The organism is Tistrella bauzanensis, from assembly GCF_014636235.1.
In the GTDB taxonomy this organism is placed as follows: Bacteria; Pseudomonadota; Alphaproteobacteria; order Tistrellales; family Tistrellaceae; genus Tistrella; species Tistrella bauzanensis.
This window is the reverse complement of sequence record NZ_BMDZ01000033.1, coordinates 16,763-32,658: the sequence shown is the minus strand read 5'-3', so window position 1 is coordinate 32,658 and position 15,896 is coordinate 16,763. Positions and strand designations below refer to the sequence as shown.

Below are 15,896 nucleotides of genomic sequence, written 5' to 3'. Positions count from 1 at the left end.
GATCAATCGAGGGCGGCGATGCGGTTGAAGTCTTCGTCATCGCCCAGCGCATCGGCACTGTCGCGCCACAGCCGGGCCGCGACATCGAGCAGCGGCATGGATGTGCCGGTATCGCCGGCCAGCGCCTGAGCCAGCCCCACATCCTTGCGCATCAGCCCCATGGTGAAGCCGCTGTCGAACAGGCCCGACAGAATCCAGCGCGGAAAGTTGACCTCCGAGACGCCGGCGCGGCCCGATCCGGCATTCAACGCACCGATCAGGGTCTCGGCATCGACCCCCGCCGCCACGCCCATGCGCACCGCTTCCGACACAGTCAGCAGATGGGCGGCACACAGCAGGTTGTTCACCAGCTTGACGACATGGCCGGCGCCGACATCGCCGCAGAGCGACAGCTTCGCCGACAGCGCATCCAGCACCGGCTGTGCGCGGGCGATATCCGCCGCGGCACCGCCGACCATCATGGTCAGCGTGCCGGCGGCGGCGCCGGCGGGTCCACCCGACACCGGCGCATCGACCAGCGCATGACCGGCATCCGCCAGCATCGCCGCCAGCCGGCGGGTGACCGCCGGTTCCGACGTGGTGGTGTCGATCACCAGACGATCGGCCAGCCCCGCCGCCATCAGCCCGTCATCGCCGGTCAGCACCACTTCGACATGACGCGCCATCGGCAGCGACAGCACGGCCACCGGTGCTGCGGCAAAGGCGGCGGCCGGGCTGTCGGCAAGCGCGATACCGGCGGCGGCGGCCCGCGCCCGCGCCCCGGGGCCGGGGTCGTATCCGGTGACGGCGAAGCCGGCGCGCGCCAGGGTTTCCGCCATCGCGGCACCCATATTGCCCAGCCCGATCACGGCCACCTGCCTGTCGGTCATGTCACTGCTCCCTGAACTGAACCCGCTATTCGCGGTCGTTTGCGGGCAAGGCGCGACGACTTGCCGTCACCATGCCATCATCTTCACAATCCGCATCCGCCACCGGCTCAGCATGCGCAGCCGGCAAATCGCCGCTCAAGCGCTATTGCCGGAACGCCGCGTTGCCGTTATGGCAACGGTTGGCGACGCAAACTGACAAGGTGGAGACCGGGCGATGCTCAGGATCGACGACAAGCCCTTGCGCTATTTCCTGGCGGTGTTCGAGGCCGGATCGATCCGGGCGGCGGCCGACGGCCTGCACATCGCGCCTTCCGCGATCAGCCGTCAGATCGCCGGCATGGAAGCCGATCTGGGCGTGCTGCTGATGGAACGCACCAAGCAGGGCATCCGCTTCACCGAGGCCGGCCGGCTGGTCGCCGGTCATGCCCGCCGCCGGCTGGAACTGGATGACGGTTTCGCGGCCGAACTGGCGGCGGCCAAGGGCGGCATCGCCGGCCGGGTCCATGTCATCACCGGCGAGGGCTTCGTGGTCGACATGATGCACCATGCGGTCGCGGCGCTGGGCACGGCCTTTCCCGATGTCCAGCTATCGATCGATGTCGGCGGCACCGACCGGATGATGAACGGCATCCTGAAGGACGCCTATGATATCGGCCTGGTGTTCAACCCGCCGCGCCTGCCCGAACTCGACGTGCTGGCCGAAGCGGAAAAGCCGCTCTGCGTGCTGGTGCCACCGCATCATCCGCTGGCCGGCCGGTCCAGTTGCACCCTGGTCGAAACCCTGGACATGAAGGCGGCGCTGCTGGCCGAAACCTTCGGCGTGCGCAAGCTGATCGCCGGCGCCGAGGCCGCATCCGGCCTGCGCATCCGGCCGGCCCTGGTCACCGACTCGATCAATGTGGCCATGCATTTCGTGCTTGCCGGCTGCGGCATCACCTATCTGCCGGCCTTCGCCGTGTCGCGCCAGCTCCGCCGTGGCGAGGTCAGCGCCGTGCCGCTTTCCGATCCCGCCCTGGCGCATGTGCCGTCGCGGATCGTCGTTCGCGGCGGCCGGCCGCGCACCGGCGCCGTGCGGGCGGTGGCCGAGTTGATGGCGGCACGGATGGAGGCCTTCGGCGCCGAGGCCATGTGAGCCGTGGATCGCCAGCCGTTGCCGCTGCGGCAACGGCTGCGTGTGATTAAAGTGCTTGCCGTCCGGTGTCACGGTTTTGATTCTGGGGGGATGACAAGGGCCGGCCGGCCTGCGCGCCGGCCGGCCCGACAAATAACGCGCAGAGCCTGGGAAGGCCACGTCATGCCCCGGCCATGTCCGGGGCGGTAACCTCCATTCCGCCGGGGGGACGCAACATGTCCGTCGTAAAAGAAACCATGCAGCTGTGGCGGCTGCATCTTGCCGTGCTGGTGCTGGCGATCATCGCCGAGCTGATCGGCATCCAGCGCATTCCGATCGGGATCGGCGCCATCCTGCTGCTGCCGCTGCTCTATGCCTTCGTGATGGCGGCGCTGCTGAACCCCAACATCATCAAGCCGGCCGCCCGGCTGATCGGTACGCGTGAGGTCAAGGCCGCCTCGCCGCTGATCGTGATCGCGATCATGCCGTTCATCGCCAAATTCGGCACCACCATCGGCCCCGCCATCGACAAGATCATCGCCGCCGGCCCGGCGCTGCTGCTTCAGGAACTGGGCAATCTGGGCACGGTGCTGATCGCGTTTCCGATCGCGGTCTGGGTGCTGAAGCTGGGCCGCGAGTCGATCGGCGCCACCTTCTCGATCGCGCGCGAGCCAAACATCGCGATCATCGCCGACCGCTACACCCTGAAATCGCCTGAAGGCACCGGCGTGATGGGGGTCTATGTCATCGGCACCCTGTTCGGCACCTTCATCTTCGCCATCCTGGCCTCGGTCTTCGCCACCGCCGGCTGGTTCGATCCACGGGCGCTGGCCATGGCCTGCGGCGTCGGCTCGGGTTCGATGATGGCCGCCTGCACCGGCGCGCTGGCCTCGGCGCTGCCCGCCATGAAGGATGAACTGGTGGCGCTGGCCGCGGCATCCAACCTGCTGACCTATGCGACCGGGCTGTATGCCGGGCTGTTCATCGCCCTGCCGATGGTCGAGAAGCTCTATGTCATGGCCCGCGGCCGTGACGATGCCACGGCGCGCCGCGCCGCCGAAGCCGGGGAGTGAGACCGATGTCCGATACCACCCTTCAGGCCCCGGCCACCCCTGATGAGCGCAAGCTCAACCTCGTCGATCACGCTTTGGTGCTGATCGTGATCTGCGCCATCGATCTGGTGGTCAATGCGGTCAATCACCAGGTCGGCTTCCTGCACAACCTGACCGGCATGGTGGTGCTCTATGCCATCTGCATGGCCGGGCTGGTGCTGACCCGGATCATGCCGTTCTATCTGCCCAGCGTCGCCTGGATCTCGCTGGTCGGCATGGCCGTCACCCTGCCCTTCGTGCCCGGATCGGACTGGGTGGTGGCGCAGGTGACGGCGATCGACTTCCTGGCCCTGACCACCCCCACCCTCGCCTATGCCGGCTTCGCCATCGCGCGTGAGGAAATCGCCACCGCAAAGACATCCGGCTGGAAACTGGCCGTGGTGGCGGTGATGGTGTTCTTCGGCACCTATCTGGGCTCGGTGCTGATCGCCGAGTTGATGCTGGCCTGGACCTGACCGGTTCCCACATCCTTAGTCATGATCCACGCGTCATGGCGCCCGGGCATTGCCGTCCGGGCGCCATCCTCCGTCGGAAGCGCCCCCCATGTCGCTCAGCCTGTTCGACCTGTTCAAGATCGGCATCGGCCCGTCGAGTTCCCATACCGTGGGCCCGATGGTGGCGGCACGGCGGTTTCTCGATGCGCTGGACCGCGACGGCCGCTTCAGTGCCGTGGCCGGCATCACCGTCGAGATCTATGGCTCGCTTGCCCTCACCGGCCGCGGCCATGCCACCGATACCGCGATCATCCTGGGGCTTGCCGGTGAAACGCCCGACGGCGTCGATCCCGACCTGATCGCCGGGCTGGTCGAGGGGGTCCGGCAATCGCTACGTCTGGCGGCGCTGGGCCGGCGGCTGATCAGCTTCGACCCCGACACCGATCTGGTCTGGCGGCGCAAGGACACCCTGCCCCATCACACCAACGGCATGACCTTCATCGCCCGCGACGCAGGCGGCGCCGAGATTGCCCGCGACAGCTTTTATTCCATCGGCGGCGGCTTCGTGATCAGTGCCACTGAGGCCGATGCCGCCGCCGGTGATGCGCCGGTTCATGGCGATCGCGGCGCCCTGCCGCTGCCGTTCAGCAGTGCCGCCGAGCTGCTGGCCCTGACACGGCACCATCAGATCGATATCGCCGGGATCGTGCGCCGCAACGAGCATGCGCTGTGGGGGGCACCCGAAACCGCGCGCCGGCTGGCGGCGATCAAGGCGGCCATGCTGGGCGCGGTCGATCGCGGACTTGCGACCGACGGTCCGCTGCCCGGCCGGCTGACCCGGCGGCGCGCCGCCGATCTGGCCCGCCGGCTGACCGAACGCGCCGGCGCCAATGCCCTGCCGGCGCTGGATGGTTTCGAACGGCTATCGGCCTATGCGATCGCGGTCAACGAGGAAAACGCCGCCGGCGGCCGCATCGTCACCGCGCCCACCAATGGTGCCGCCGGCATCATCCCGGCGGTGCTGGCCTGGCTTCTGCGCCATTCGGGCATCGGCGGCGACGAGCGGGGCCGCGAGGCCGCCGCCGACACCATGCTGTTCACGGCAGCCGCCATCGGCATGCTCTACAAGCTCAACGCCTCGATTTCCGGCGCGGAGGTCGGCTGTCAGGGTGAGGTCGGCGTGGCCAGCTCAATGGCCGCCGGCGGGCTTGCCGCCGCGATGGGGGCGAGCCCGGCGCAGGTCGAGAACGCCGCCGAGATCGCCATGGAACATCATCTGGGCATGACCTGCGATCCCGTCGGCGGACTGGTCCAGATCCCCTGCATCGAACGCAATGCCATGGGTGCCGTGAAGGCGGTCAATGCAGCACTGCTGGCGCTGGCCGGCGATGGCAGCCATGTGGTGTCGCTGGACACGGTCATCCGCACCATGAAGGAGACCAGCCACGACATGCAGAGCAAATACAAGGAAACCAGCCTGGGCGGCCTTGCCGTCAACGTGCCGGTCTGCTGACAGGAGGATGATCCCGATGCCCGATAGCATGCCCCCCCGACAGAACGTCACCCTTCATCCCGCGGTCACGGCGATTGCGGACGAAATGCGCGCCTGGCGCCATCACCTCCATGCCCATCCCGAAACCGCCTTCGAGGAACACCAGACCGCGGCCTTCGTCGCGGAAAAACTGGCATCCTTCGGCATTCCGGTCGCGACCGGCATCGGCCGCACCGGCGTGGTCGGCACCATTCAGGGCCGCCGCGCGGCGTCGGACACGGCCCCCGCGCGGTCGATCGCGCTGCGGGCCGATATGGACGCGCTGCACGTCACCGAACTCAACCAGTTCGAGCACCGCTCGCAAAATCCCGGCCGGATGCATGCCTGCGGCCATGACGGCCATACCACCATGCTTCTGGGGGCCGCCAGGGTGCTGGCGGCCGATCCGGATTTCGCCGGCACCGTCCATCTCATCTTCCAGCCCGCCGAAGAGAACGAGGGCGGTGGCCGGGCGATGGTCGAGGACGGGCTGTTCGACCGCTTCCCCGCCGACATGGTCTTCGGCATGCACAACTGGCCGGGCCTGGCGGTCGGCCATATGGCGATGGCGGCCGGGCCGATGATGGCCGGCTTCGACATCTTCGAAATCCTGGTGCGCGGCCGCGGCTGCCATGCCGCCATGCCCGATCTGGGCCATGATGCGGTCACCGCCACCGCCCATCTGGTTGCTCAGTTGCAGAGCATACCGGGACGAAGCATCAACCCCCTGGCCTCGGCGGTTGTGTCCGTCACCCAGATCCATGGTGGCGACACCTGGAACGTGATTCCCGAAGAGATGGTGATCCGCGGCACCACCCGCAGCTTCAGCCCGGATGTCCAGGCGGTGATCGAGGCACGACTCGCCACCATTGCCGAGCACACCGCCGCCGCCCATGGCTGCACGGCCAGCCTGCGCTATGAACGCCGCTATCCGGCCACGGTCAACACGGCGCCCGAAACCGCGCGGGCGGATGCCGCCGCCGTGCTGGTGGTCGGGGATGCCGCCATCGACCGCAACCCGGTGCCGTCGATGGCGTCGGAGGACTTCGCCTTCATGCTGCATCAGCGGCCCGGCGCCTATGTCTGGCTGGGCAACGGCCCCACCGATGGCGGCTGCCTGCTGCACAACCCGGCTTACGACTTCAACGACGATGCGGCCCCCATCGGCGCCAGCTATTGGGTCCGGCTGGTGGAAACCGTGCTGGGCGGCTGATCCGCCCCGACCAGTGCCGCCCGGACCAGTGGCGACCGGGGCATGGGCGGCAAGTGACGGCGCCAGGAGGCACCCCGGCGCCGTCATCCATGTGGTCACGCGGCATCCGCGTCGATATCGGCCACATAGCTGTCGACGAGCTGCCGCAAATCGCGGGTCTGGGCGGCAAGTGCCGTCGACGCGCTGCTCATCTCGCCCGCGGCACGGCCGGTATGGCCTGCCGCGTCGGCAATGCCGGTGATCGACTGCAACACCTCGGCTGTGCCCGACGATGCCTGCTGAGTATTGCGGGCGATTTCCGACGTCGCCGCAACCTGTTCCTCCACCGCCGAGGCAACCGCCGTGGTCAGCGCACCGACCCGGCCGATGGTCGACGAGATCGACCGGATGGCGTCGACCGTGCGGCCGGTGGCGCCGGTCATGGCATTGATCTGCTGCTGGATCTCCTCGGTCGCCCGCGCGGTCTGGGTGGCCAGGTTCTTCACCTCCGACGCCACCACCGCGAAGCCCTTGCCGGCTTCACCGGCGCGCGCCGCCTCGATGGTCGCGTTCAGGGCCAGAAGATTGGTCTGAGACGCGATCTGCTGGATCAACAGCACCACATCGCCGATCTTCTGAGTGTTGGCGGCCAGTTCCTGCACCGTCGCATCGGTCGCCTCGGCCTCGGTCACCGCGGCACGGGTGACATCGGCGGTATCGACGGTGCGCGCGCCGACCTCGCGGATCGATGCCGCCAGTTCCTCCGACGCCGTCGCCACGGTCTGGACGTTGGCTGTCGCCTGTTCGGCGGCGGCGGCGACGGTGGTGCTGCGGCTGCTCTGGTCTTCCGCGGTGCGGCTCAGCCCCTCGGCATTGCCGCGCACCTGATCGGCGGCGCTGGACAGGGTCGAGACGATATCGGTCACACCGGCCACGAACTGCCGGGTCAGATCCTCGCGACGGCGACGCCGGGCAGCCTGGTCGGCGCGGGTGGCCTCCTGTTCGGCCGCCAGCGCATCGGCACGGATCATGTTGTCGCGGAAGGTCTCGACCGCCTTGGCCATGGCACCGATCTCGTCGCCACGATCAGCGCCGGGGATGACAACACCGGTGTCACGCGCGGCCAGACGCTCCATGGCCGCGGTCATCCGGCGCACGGGCACGGATACCTGGCGGAACATCAACCAGCCTGCGGCGATCGCAATCACCAGCCCGGCAGCCATGGCGACGATCATACCGAAGGTCGCACGTTCATTGGCACTGGCCGACAGGGCGCCCGAGCGGTCGGCGCCCACGACATTAACGCGGGTCAGGTCCGTGAGGCTCTGCCCAAGCGCTTGACGTGCATCCCGGGCCGGGCCGCGATATGCGCGCTGCGCTTCAAGCATCTGACCATCATTGAGCAGGGCCGACAGCCGTGCATTCTCGCTCTGATATGCGGCCCAATGCGTCATCAGGCGGTCGAAGATGGCCCGCTCTTCGCTGTTCGAGATCAGAGGCTTGAAGGCCTGAAGAGCAGTATCGACGGAGGCTGCCGCCGCGCTCATTCCTTCAAATAGTTCTCGTCTGGCGGACGGATCCCCCTCAAGAACCAGACCCGCGACCTGAATCCGATTTTGAAGGATGCCACGGTCGATATCGGCGATCAGCGTCAGGCTGGGGATCCGGTTCGCCCTGAGATCCAGAGACGTCTCTTCAATCACTTGAAACTGCCAGAGAGCAAACATCCCAGAGATAAAAATCACAGAAGTCAGAGTTGCAAACGCAAGTGACAGCTTTTGGCCAATGGAGAGGGACCGTTTCGACATAAATTGAGATCTCCCACAGTTTAGGGCCATAGACATGTGATGGCATTGACCGGTTTGTAGCAAAACGCCATATAATATTCGTAGTTAATTAACAATTATATAATCGAAGTGGATTCACCGTCTGCCCTTGATGTACGAAATATCCCAGTTTATTTTGTACAATCCGAAAGGAAATGATCGGCCGCCGAGGGCCGCCTCCCACCATGGTTTACGCAGACCGCACGGCCGTCGATCGTCAGCGTTTGACTCCGACAGTGCCGGCCCCCATGTCAATGGCTCATCAATCTTCCTCCGGAGGCTGACGCACGATGCTGATCCGCGCCGATTTCGCGGCCCCCGCCCTGGTCCGACCCGATCCCGAGGCGTGGATCGCGTCCCCTGCCGCCGGCGTTCATCGCCTGATGCTCGATCGGGTCGGCCACGAGGTCGCCCGCGCCACCAGTCTGGTGCGTTACGAACCCGGTGCCGGCTTCACGCCCCATGTCCATGGCGGCGGCGAGGAAATCCTGGTGCTGAAGGGCGTGTTCGGCGACGAGCATGGCGACTATCCGGCGGGCACCTATCTGCGCAATCCGCCCGGCACATCCCACACACCCCGCGCCCCTCAGGGCAGCCTGCTGTTCGTGAAACTGCGCCAGTTCCAGGCCGGCGACACCGCTCAGATCGCCCTGAACCCGGATGACATACCACCGCAGCCATTGGCCAAGGCCCGCGATGTGACCGAACGGCTGTTGCATGAATTTGGAGACGAGCGGGTGACCCTTCTGGACCTGGCCCCCGGGGCCGAACTGCCGGCCTGCCGCCGCAGTGGTGGCGAAGAGATTCTGGTGGTCAGCGGATCGCTGATCGATGGCGCCCACGGCCTGCTGCCGGCCGGAAGCTGGCTGCGGCGGCCACCGGGGCGGGTGTCGGCGCGCCGCAGCGATGGTGGCTGCCGGCTCTATGTCAAAACCGGCCATCTGCCGCCCGATCTTCAGGCGTTCGCGGCATGAGTGCCGCACGAGGCATGTCTGATATCCGTCTGCGCACAGCCACCGATGCCGATACGACCGACATCGCCGCCGTGGTGACCGCCGCCTTCGGCCGCCCGGACGAGGCCGATCTGGTCAGCCGGCTGCAGGCCGATGGCGATGTGGTTCTGTCGCTGCTGGCCGAGGATGCCGATGGGCGCATCGTCGGCCACGCCCTGTTCGGCCGGCTGGAGCTTGCAACCGGGATCGTCGCCGATGACGGCCCGGTCCGGTCGGTGTTCCTGGCACCGGTTTCGGTGCTGCCCGATCGCCAGCATGCCGGCATCGGATCGATGCTGATCCGCTTCGGTCTGTCACGCATGCGCAGCAGCGGCCGCGAGGCGGTGTTCGTGCTGGGCGATCCCGCCTACTATGCCCGGTTCGGGTTCGACGCCGAACGCGCCGCCGCCTTCGACTGCCAATGGTCAGGTCCGCATCTCATGGCGCTGGAACTGGTCGCCGGCGTTCTGGGCAACGGCACCGGAACCCTGCGCTATCCGGCAGCCTTCGGCGGCAGCCGCTGATCCGGCCAGACACCCACTTGTCGGTTCAACACCCCCGGGCGGTTCATCTGGCAAAGCAGTCTTCCAGCACAATGGCCGAGCGGGTGCGTTCAACCCCGTGAAAGGCGGCAATGCGGTCGATCAGGGCGTTCAGCCGGTCCAGATCGCCGCAGCCGACCAGGGCCAGCAGATCGAAGGGCCCCGAGACCGCATGCAGGGCGGTCACTTCAGGGCAGGCCTTCAATTGCTGGATCACCTGCCGCCCCAGCTTGGGGCGCAGTTCGATCATGACATGCGCCCGGACCTTCGGCTCCAGCGGCGTGCCCACCTCCACCCGATACCCGCGGATCACGCCTGTGGCCTCCAGCGCCGCCAGCCGGTGACGCAGCGCCGTGCGCGACAGGCCGACCTGTCGCGCCAGCGCCGCCACTGGCATACGGGCGTCCACCTTCAGCGCCGCGATCAGCGCGCGGTTGATGTCGTCGAGATCATGGGCCGCCATAGATCGGACTCCTGCCGTGGCTGATCGGCCCGGCCATAGCCGGATCGGCTATAAACAACCCGGCTTCAGCCATATCGTCAAGTGGATGCCGCACCTTGGCCCGCATCAGGATGGTCGTTGACAGGGCCACACCCGTCACGCACGCCAAAGAAGCGGAGACCATACCCATGCGCATCCTCATCCTCGGTGCCGGCCGTATCGGCACGGCCGTCGCCCATATGATGGCAGACGCCGGCGACCACCGGATCACCCTGGCCGATCGTCATTTCGGCCACGAGGCCAGCCAGCTCGCGCCCTCGATCGCGCAGATCACCGCCGATGCCGGCGATCCGGCCGATCTCGACCGGATCATGCGCGACCATGACGCGGTGCTGGCCGCCGGCCCCTATCATCTGTGTCCGGTGATCGCCGAGGCGGCGGTGCGCAACGGCCTGCATTATTTCGATCTGACCGAGGATGTCCGCTCCACCCGCGCGGTATCGGTGCTGGCCGAAGGGGCGCGCACGGCCCTGGTGCCGCAATGCGGTCTGGCACCGGGGGTGGTGTGCGTCATGGCCCATGGCCTGGCCCACGGCTTCGATCAGGTCGAGGCCATCCGCATCCGCGTGGGTGCCCTGCCGGCACATCCGACCGGGCCGCTCGGCTATGCCATGACCTGGTCGACGGCAGGTGTGGTGAACGAATACTGCAACCCCTGCGAGGCGATCTGGAATGGCGAGCGCCGCGAGGTGCTGCCGCTGGAAGGCGAGGAAACCGTCATCCTCCATGGCACCACCTATGAGGCGTTCAACACCTCAGGGGGGCTCGGCATGCTCGCCGATGCCTTCGACGGCCGTATCCGCACGCTCGACTACAAGACCCTGCGCTATCCCGGCCACCGGGCGATCATGAAGCTGCTGCTGGAAGACCTGAAGCTGCGTGACCGCCGCGACCTGCTGGAACAGGTTCTGGAAGCCTCGGTGCCCACCACCGACCAGGACGTCGTGGTGCTGTCGGTGTCGGTCGACGGCATGGTCCATGGCCGGCTGACCCGCAAATCCTGGACCCGCGAGGTTGGCGCGCGCGACGTTGCCGGCATGCATATGTCGGCCATCCGCCTGACCACCGCCGCCGGCGTCGCCGCGGTCATCGACATGCTGGCGGCCGGCCAGCTGCCGCAGCAGGGCCTTGTCCGCCACGACCATATCGACGCCGACACCCTGCTCGCCAACCGCTTCGGGCAGCACTACGCCTGATGTCCCGGACACGACGCGCATGCGGGTCAAATATGCCCGCTGGCAATCCGGGGTGGACATTCCGGATGAGCGGGATAGAACAGAAAGGGTGGTGCGGTTGATGATCCGGGTCGCACGGCAATCACGAGAGATGCCGCGCGACCCGATCGGGTCTTCTATCACTTGTCCACACACCATCAGGCGCACCCCGCAATCGTGCGGCTGTTTTCAAGGAATGACGAGGCCGGCACAGGCACACCGGCGATGTCTGGCAAGGGATCTTGCAGATGCTCAGCAGAACAGGGCACAGCCCGCGCGCGGCCACCTGCGGTCTTCGCAGCCTCGCCGCATGCGCGCTGGGCGGCATCGCCTTGATGGCGCTTGCCGGTGGTGGCGATGCCCGGGCGCAAGGGGTCGGCATCACCATCTCGTGCGGCGCACTTGGGGTGGAATTGCAGCTCTGCCGCGATGGCGTCGCCGCCTGGGAGCGTGAGACCGGCAACACGGTCGAGATCGTCTCGACGCCGAATTCGTCGAACGAACGTCTGGCGCTGTATCAGCAGATTCTGGGTGCCGGCGCCGACGACATCGACGTGTTGCAGGTCGACGTGGTCTGGCCGGGCATTCTGGCGCCGCATCTGGTGGATCTGAAACCCTTGCTGGGTGATGCGCCCGATGCCCATTTCCCGGCACTGATCGACAACGACACCGTCGATGGCCGGCTGGTCGCGATGCCCTGGTGGACCGATGCCGGCGTGCTCTATTACCGCCGGGATCTGCTTGAGAAATACAGCCATCAACCGCCTGAGAGCTGGTCGGACCTGACCCGCATCGCAGCCCTGATCCAGAAGGCCGAACGCGCCGAGGGCCGGGACGGTTTGTGGGGCTATGTCTGGCAGGGCCGCGCCTATGAGGGGCTGACCTGCAATGCGCTGGAATGGTTCGACGCCTTCGGTGGCGGCACCATCGTCGATGGCGATGGCAAGGTCACCGTCGACAACCGCCGAAACCGTGCGGCCCTGACCGAGGCGGCGGGCTGGATCGGCACCATCTCGCCCGAAGGCGTGCTGAATTACGACGAGGAAGCCGCGCGCGGCGTGTTCCAGTCGGGCAAGGCCGTGTTCATGCGCAACTGGCCCTATGCCTGGGCCCTGTCGCAGAGCGAGGACAGCCCCGTGCGCGGCAAGGTCGGCGTGATGGCGCTGCCGCCCGGCGGCCCGGAGGGCAAGACCACGGGCACGCTGGGCGGCTGGCATCTGGCGGTGTCGCGCTATTCGGCCCATCCAGAGGTCGCGGCCGATCTGGTGCGGTTCCTGACCAGCCCGGCCGAACAGAAGCGCCGCGCGGTCGAAGCCTCATACAATCCAAGCATTCCGGCGCTCTACAAGGACGACGAGGTGCTGGCCGCCAACCCGTTCTTCGGCCAGTTGTTCGAAACCTTCCAGACCGCCGTGGCCCGGCCATCACGCGCCACCGGCGACAATTACAACCGGGTCTCGGCCGCCGTCTGGCAGCGCGTGCAGGATGCCCTGGGCGGCCGCATGGCGCCGGATGCGGCCCTCGCCGCCCTTGATCGCGACCTGAACCGGCTGTCGCGTGGTGGCCGCTGGTGAGGCCGCGGGCATGATCGGCGCCGTGATGCGCCGGCCCCGATCCCTGCAGGCCACCGCCGCCCTGTTCCTGTCGCCGATGGTGCTGGCGCTGGCGGTGGTGGCGGTGTGGCCGCTGGCGCGCACGATCTGGTTCGGCTTCACCGATGCCAGTCTCACCGCACCGGCGGATTACACCCTGGTCGGCCTCGCCAATTATCTTGAGGTCTATGACGGCGCCTGGTACGGCGTGCTGGCCGATCCGCAATGGTGGCAGGCGCTGCGCAACACCCTGGTCTTCGCCGCCGCGTCGGTCACCGCCGAGACCGTGCTTGGCGTGGGCATGGCGCTGGTGCTGAACGCCCGCTTTCCCGGTCGCGGTCTGGTCCGGGCGGCGGTGCTGGTGCCCTGGGCGATTCCGACCGTGGTCTCGGCCAAGATGTGGGCCTGGATGCTGCATGATCAGTTCGGCATCATCAATGCCGGGGCCATGGCGCTGGGGCTGATCGACCGGCCGATGGCGTGGCTGGCCTCGTCCGATACCGCCATGCTGTCGGTCATTCTGGTCGATGTCTGGAAGACCACGCCCTTCGTGGCGCTGCTGACGCTGGCGGCCCTCCAGACCGTGCCGCGTGACTGCTATGAAGCGGCCCGGGTCGACGGCATCCCGCCCTGGCGCGTGTTTCTGCACATCACCCTGCCGCTGATCCGGCCGGCACTGGCGGTGGCGGTGGTGTTCCGGCTGCTCGACGCGCTCCGGGTATTCGACGTCGTCTATGTCATGACCGGCGAGGCCGAGGCCACGATGACGCTGTCGATCCATGCCCGCCAGCAACTGGTGCAGTTCCAGGACATGGGCTATGGCTCGGCGTCGGCGACCCTGCTGTTCCTGGTGATCGGGCTGGTCACCGTCGCCTATCTGGCCGTGCTGCGCCCCGACCGGGCCGCCAGCGGCCAACGCATGGCCGGCCATGCCGGGGAGGCCGGCGGATGACCCGCTATGCCGCGCGTGCCGGGCTGGCATTTGCCGTGGCTCTGCTGCTGATCTGGTCGCTGTTTCCGCTGTATTACGCGGTGCTGACCTCGATGGAGAGCGGCAGCGGCGTCTTTCAGGTCCGCTGGTGGCCGGATGCGGTCGATCTTGGCAATTACCGCGCCTTGTTCGCCGGCAGCAATTTCGGCCGCAGCATCCTGAACTCGATCATGGTGGCGACATTGGTGGTCGCAGCCTCGCTGCTGCTGGGGCTGACCGCCGCCCACGCCCTGGGCCGGATCCGGTTTCGCGGCCGGCGGCTGCTGCTGATGGCGGTGCTGGCGGTGTCGATGTTTCCGCAGGTGGCGGTGCTGTCGGGCATGTTCACGCTGATCCGCGGGCTGGGGCTCTATAATTCGCTCTGGGGTCTGGCGCTTGCCTATCTGCTGTTCACCCTGCCGTTCACGGTCTGGGTGCTGACCACCTTCATCCGCGAACTGCCGGTCGAGATCGAAGAGGCGGCGATCATGGATGGCGCCGGCCCCTTCACCATCCTGATCAGGATCTTCCTGCCGCTGATGTGGCCGGCCATGGCCACCACCGGGCTGATCGCCTTCATCATCGCCTGGAACGAATTCCTGTTCGCGCTGACCTTCACCCTGACCGACACCATGCGCACGGTGCCGGTGGCCATCGCCCTGCTGACCGGCGCCAGCCAGTACGAACTGCCCTGGGGGATGATCATGGCCGCGTCGGTTACCGTCACCCTGCCGCTGGTGGCGCTGGTGCTGGTGTTCCAGCGCCGTCTGGTCGCCGGGTTGACAGCCGGCGCCGTGAAAGGCTGATCGATGACCACCATGCCCGCCCAGCCCTCGGCACAGACACCCATCGCTGCATCCGATGTGATGCTGGAACTGCGCCATCTGTCGAAACGCTTCGGATCGACCGAGGTTCTGCACGATATCGATCTGGTGGTGCCGCGGGGCAGCTTCACGGTCTTTGTCGGCCCCTCGGGCTGCGGTAAATCCACCCTGCTGCGGCTGATCGCCGGGCTGGACGCCCCATCGGATGGCCGGATCCTGATCGATGGCCGCCGGGTCGACACGCTGCCGCCGGCGGCGCGCGGGGTGTCGATGGTGTTCCAGTCCTATGCGCTCTATCCGCATATGACCGCCCGGCGCAATATCGGCTTCGGCTTGAAGATCGCCGGCGGCTCGGCCGCCGATATCGAGGCCAGGGTCGCCCGGGTCGCCGGGATGCTCCAGATCGGCAGCCTGCTCGACCGCAAGCCCGCCGAATTGTCGGGCGGGCAGCGCCAGCGGGTGGCGATCGCCCGCGCCATCGTCCGGGATCCCAAGGTGTTCCTGTTCGATGAGCCGCTGTCGAACCTGGATGCGGCGCTGCGGGCGGAAACCCGGGTCGAACTGGCGCGGATGCATGCCGATCTGGGCGCCACCATGATCCACGTCACCCATGATCAGGTCGAGGCGATGACGCTGGCCGATCAGCTCGTGGTGTTGAATGGCGGCCGGATCGAGCAGGTGGGGCCACCAGCCGATCTCTACCGCCGCCCCCGCAGCCTGTTCGTCGCCCGCTTCCTGGGCAGCCCGCAGATGAACCTGTTCACGGCCACGGCCATGGCCGCCAGCCATGATGGCACCACCGCCACACCGTCCGGCGCCACACCGTCCGGCGCCACACCGTCCGGCGCCATGCCGTCCGGCGCCAGCTGCATCGGCATCAGGCCCGAAGATCTGACACTGGCCGATCAGGGGGGCGCCGCGATCGCGACCGGCCGCCTGATCATGGTCGAAGAGCTTGGCGAGACCCGCATTCTGCATGTCGATATCGGCGCGGCCTCGGTCGATGGCCGGCCCGTCACCCTGCGCCACCGCCCGGCCCCGCCCGCCATCGGCAGCCCGGTCACGCTGACCGCCGATCCGGCGGACTGGCATCCCTTCGACAGCCAGGGACAACGGCTGCCGCGATAGCGCCGCCGCTGCCACGACAGCGTCGCCCCCCATACGCGAATTGTTTACCGGTCCTGC

At 67.4% G+C, this 15,896-nt stretch carries 16 protein-coding genes; 12 read left to right on the top strand and 4 right to left on the bottom strand.

The features are described 5' to 3' along the window. Window positions 1-2: 2 nt before the first annotated feature. Window positions 3-869 carry an NAD(P)-dependent oxidoreductase gene (locus tag IEW15_RS14200; protein WP_188579026.1) on the bottom strand — a complete coding sequence of 289 codons (867 nt, stop codon included), beginning with the start codon at window positions 867-869 and terminating at the stop codon, window positions 3-5. Between the two features lie 214 nt (window positions 870-1,083). On the opposite strand from IEW15_RS14200, the gene IEW15_RS14195 reads away from it, so the two are divergent. The 5 genes from IEW15_RS14195 to IEW15_RS14175 all read left to right on the top strand — a co-directional run bounded on the left by IEW15_RS14195 (window position 1,084) and on the right by IEW15_RS14175 (window position 6,270). Next, complete coding sequence (locus tag IEW15_RS14195) at window positions 1,084-2,001, top strand: LysR family transcriptional regulator (RefSeq protein ID WP_188579024.1); 918 nt, start codon at window positions 1,084-1,086, stop codon at window positions 1,999-2,001. A gap of 215 nt (window positions 2,002-2,216) precedes the next feature. Next, a complete protein-coding gene (locus IEW15_RS14190; protein WP_188579021.1) occupies window positions 2,217-3,053 on the top strand; it encodes a DUF3100 domain-containing protein in 837 nt (278 codons plus the stop codon). A gap of 5 nt (window positions 3,054-3,058) precedes the next feature. Then, window positions 3,059-3,547 carry a hypothetical protein gene (locus IEW15_RS14185; RefSeq protein WP_188579019.1) on the top strand — a complete coding sequence of 163 codons (489 nt, stop codon included), beginning with the start codon at window positions 3,059-3,061 and terminating at the stop codon, window positions 3,545-3,547. Between the two features lie 88 nt (window positions 3,548-3,635). Next, window positions 3,636-5,039 carry an L-serine ammonia-lyase gene (locus IEW15_RS14180; protein WP_188579017.1) on the top strand — a complete coding sequence of 468 codons (1,404 nt, stop codon included), beginning with the start codon at window positions 3,636-3,638 and terminating at the stop codon, window positions 5,037-5,039. 16 nt (window positions 5,040-5,055) lie between these two features. Next, window positions 5,056-6,270, top strand: coding sequence for a M20 aminoacylase family protein (locus IEW15_RS14175; protein WP_188579014.1), 1,215 nt, complete (start codon window positions 5,056-5,058; stop codon window positions 6,268-6,270). A gap of 95 nt (window positions 6,271-6,365) precedes the next feature. Here the strand turns inward: IEW15_RS14175 and IEW15_RS14170 are convergent, their stop codons facing one another. Continuing rightward, window positions 6,366-8,057, bottom strand: coding sequence for a methyl-accepting chemotaxis protein (locus tag IEW15_RS14170; protein ID WP_188579012.1), 1,692 nt, complete (start codon window positions 8,055-8,057; stop codon window positions 6,366-6,368). 308 nt (window positions 8,058-8,365) lie between these two features. Between IEW15_RS14170 and IEW15_RS14165 the strand changes: the two genes are divergently transcribed. Both IEW15_RS14165 and IEW15_RS14160 read left to right on the top strand, forming a co-directional pair. Beyond that, the gene (locus IEW15_RS14165; RefSeq protein WP_188579010.1) at window positions 8,366-9,049 is read left to right on the top strand and encodes a cupin domain-containing protein; all 684 of its coding nucleotides are present in this window, start codon (window positions 8,366-8,368) and stop codon (window positions 9,047-9,049) included. Window positions 9,050-9,063: 14 nt separating this feature from the next. Beyond that, window positions 9,064-9,591 (top strand): GNAT family N-acetyltransferase, encoded by a 528-nt coding sequence (locus tag IEW15_RS14160; protein ID WP_188579009.1) that lies wholly within the window; start codon window positions 9,064-9,066, stop codon window positions 9,589-9,591. Window positions 9,592-9,634: 43 nt separating this feature from the next. Here the strand turns inward: IEW15_RS14160 and IEW15_RS14155 are convergent, their stop codons facing one another. Together IEW15_RS14155 and IEW15_RS14150 are read right to left on the bottom strand one after the other, a co-directional pair. Then, window positions 9,635-10,072: an Lrp/AsnC family transcriptional regulator gene (locus tag IEW15_RS14155; protein ID WP_188579007.1), complete on the bottom strand. Its 438-nt coding sequence runs from the start codon at window positions 10,070-10,072 to the stop codon at window positions 9,635-9,637. Then, window positions 10,059-10,241, bottom strand: coding sequence for a hypothetical protein (locus tag IEW15_RS14150; protein WP_188579006.1), 183 nt, complete (start codon window positions 10,239-10,241; stop codon window positions 10,059-10,061). The genes IEW15_RS14155 and IEW15_RS14150 overlap by 14 nt, the downstream gene beginning before the upstream one ends. On the opposite strand from IEW15_RS14150, the gene IEW15_RS14145 reads away from it, so the two are divergent. The 5 genes from IEW15_RS14145 to IEW15_RS14125 all read left to right on the top strand — a co-directional run bounded on the left by IEW15_RS14145 (window position 10,240) and on the right by IEW15_RS14125 (window position 15,839). After that, entirely contained in the window at window positions 10,240-11,307 is a 1,068-nt protein-coding gene (locus tag IEW15_RS14145) for a saccharopine dehydrogenase family protein (protein WP_188578996.1), read from the top strand. The genes IEW15_RS14150 and IEW15_RS14145 overlap by 2 nt on opposite strands. 353 nt (window positions 11,308-11,660) lie before the next feature. Further along, window positions 11,661-12,899 (top strand): ABC transporter substrate-binding protein, encoded by a 1,239-nt coding sequence (locus tag IEW15_RS14140; protein WP_188579073.1) that lies wholly within the window; start codon window positions 11,661-11,663, stop codon window positions 12,897-12,899. A 10-nt stretch (window positions 12,900-12,909) separates the two neighbouring features. After that, window positions 12,910-13,869 (top strand): carbohydrate ABC transporter permease, encoded by a 960-nt coding sequence (locus IEW15_RS14135; protein WP_188578992.1) that lies wholly within the window; start codon window positions 12,910-12,912, stop codon window positions 13,867-13,869. Then, window positions 13,866-14,693 carry a carbohydrate ABC transporter permease gene (locus IEW15_RS14130; RefSeq protein WP_188578990.1) on the top strand — a complete coding sequence of 276 codons (828 nt, stop codon included), beginning with the start codon at window positions 13,866-13,868 and terminating at the stop codon, window positions 14,691-14,693. The genes IEW15_RS14135 and IEW15_RS14130 overlap by 4 nt, the downstream gene beginning before the upstream one ends. Window positions 14,694-14,696: 3 nt before the next feature. After that, on the top strand, window positions 14,697-15,839 hold the full coding sequence (locus IEW15_RS14125) for an ABC transporter ATP-binding protein (RefSeq protein ID WP_229708110.1): 1,143 nt from the start codon (window positions 14,697-14,699) through the stop codon (window positions 15,837-15,839). Window positions 15,840-15,896: the final 57 nt, after the last annotated feature.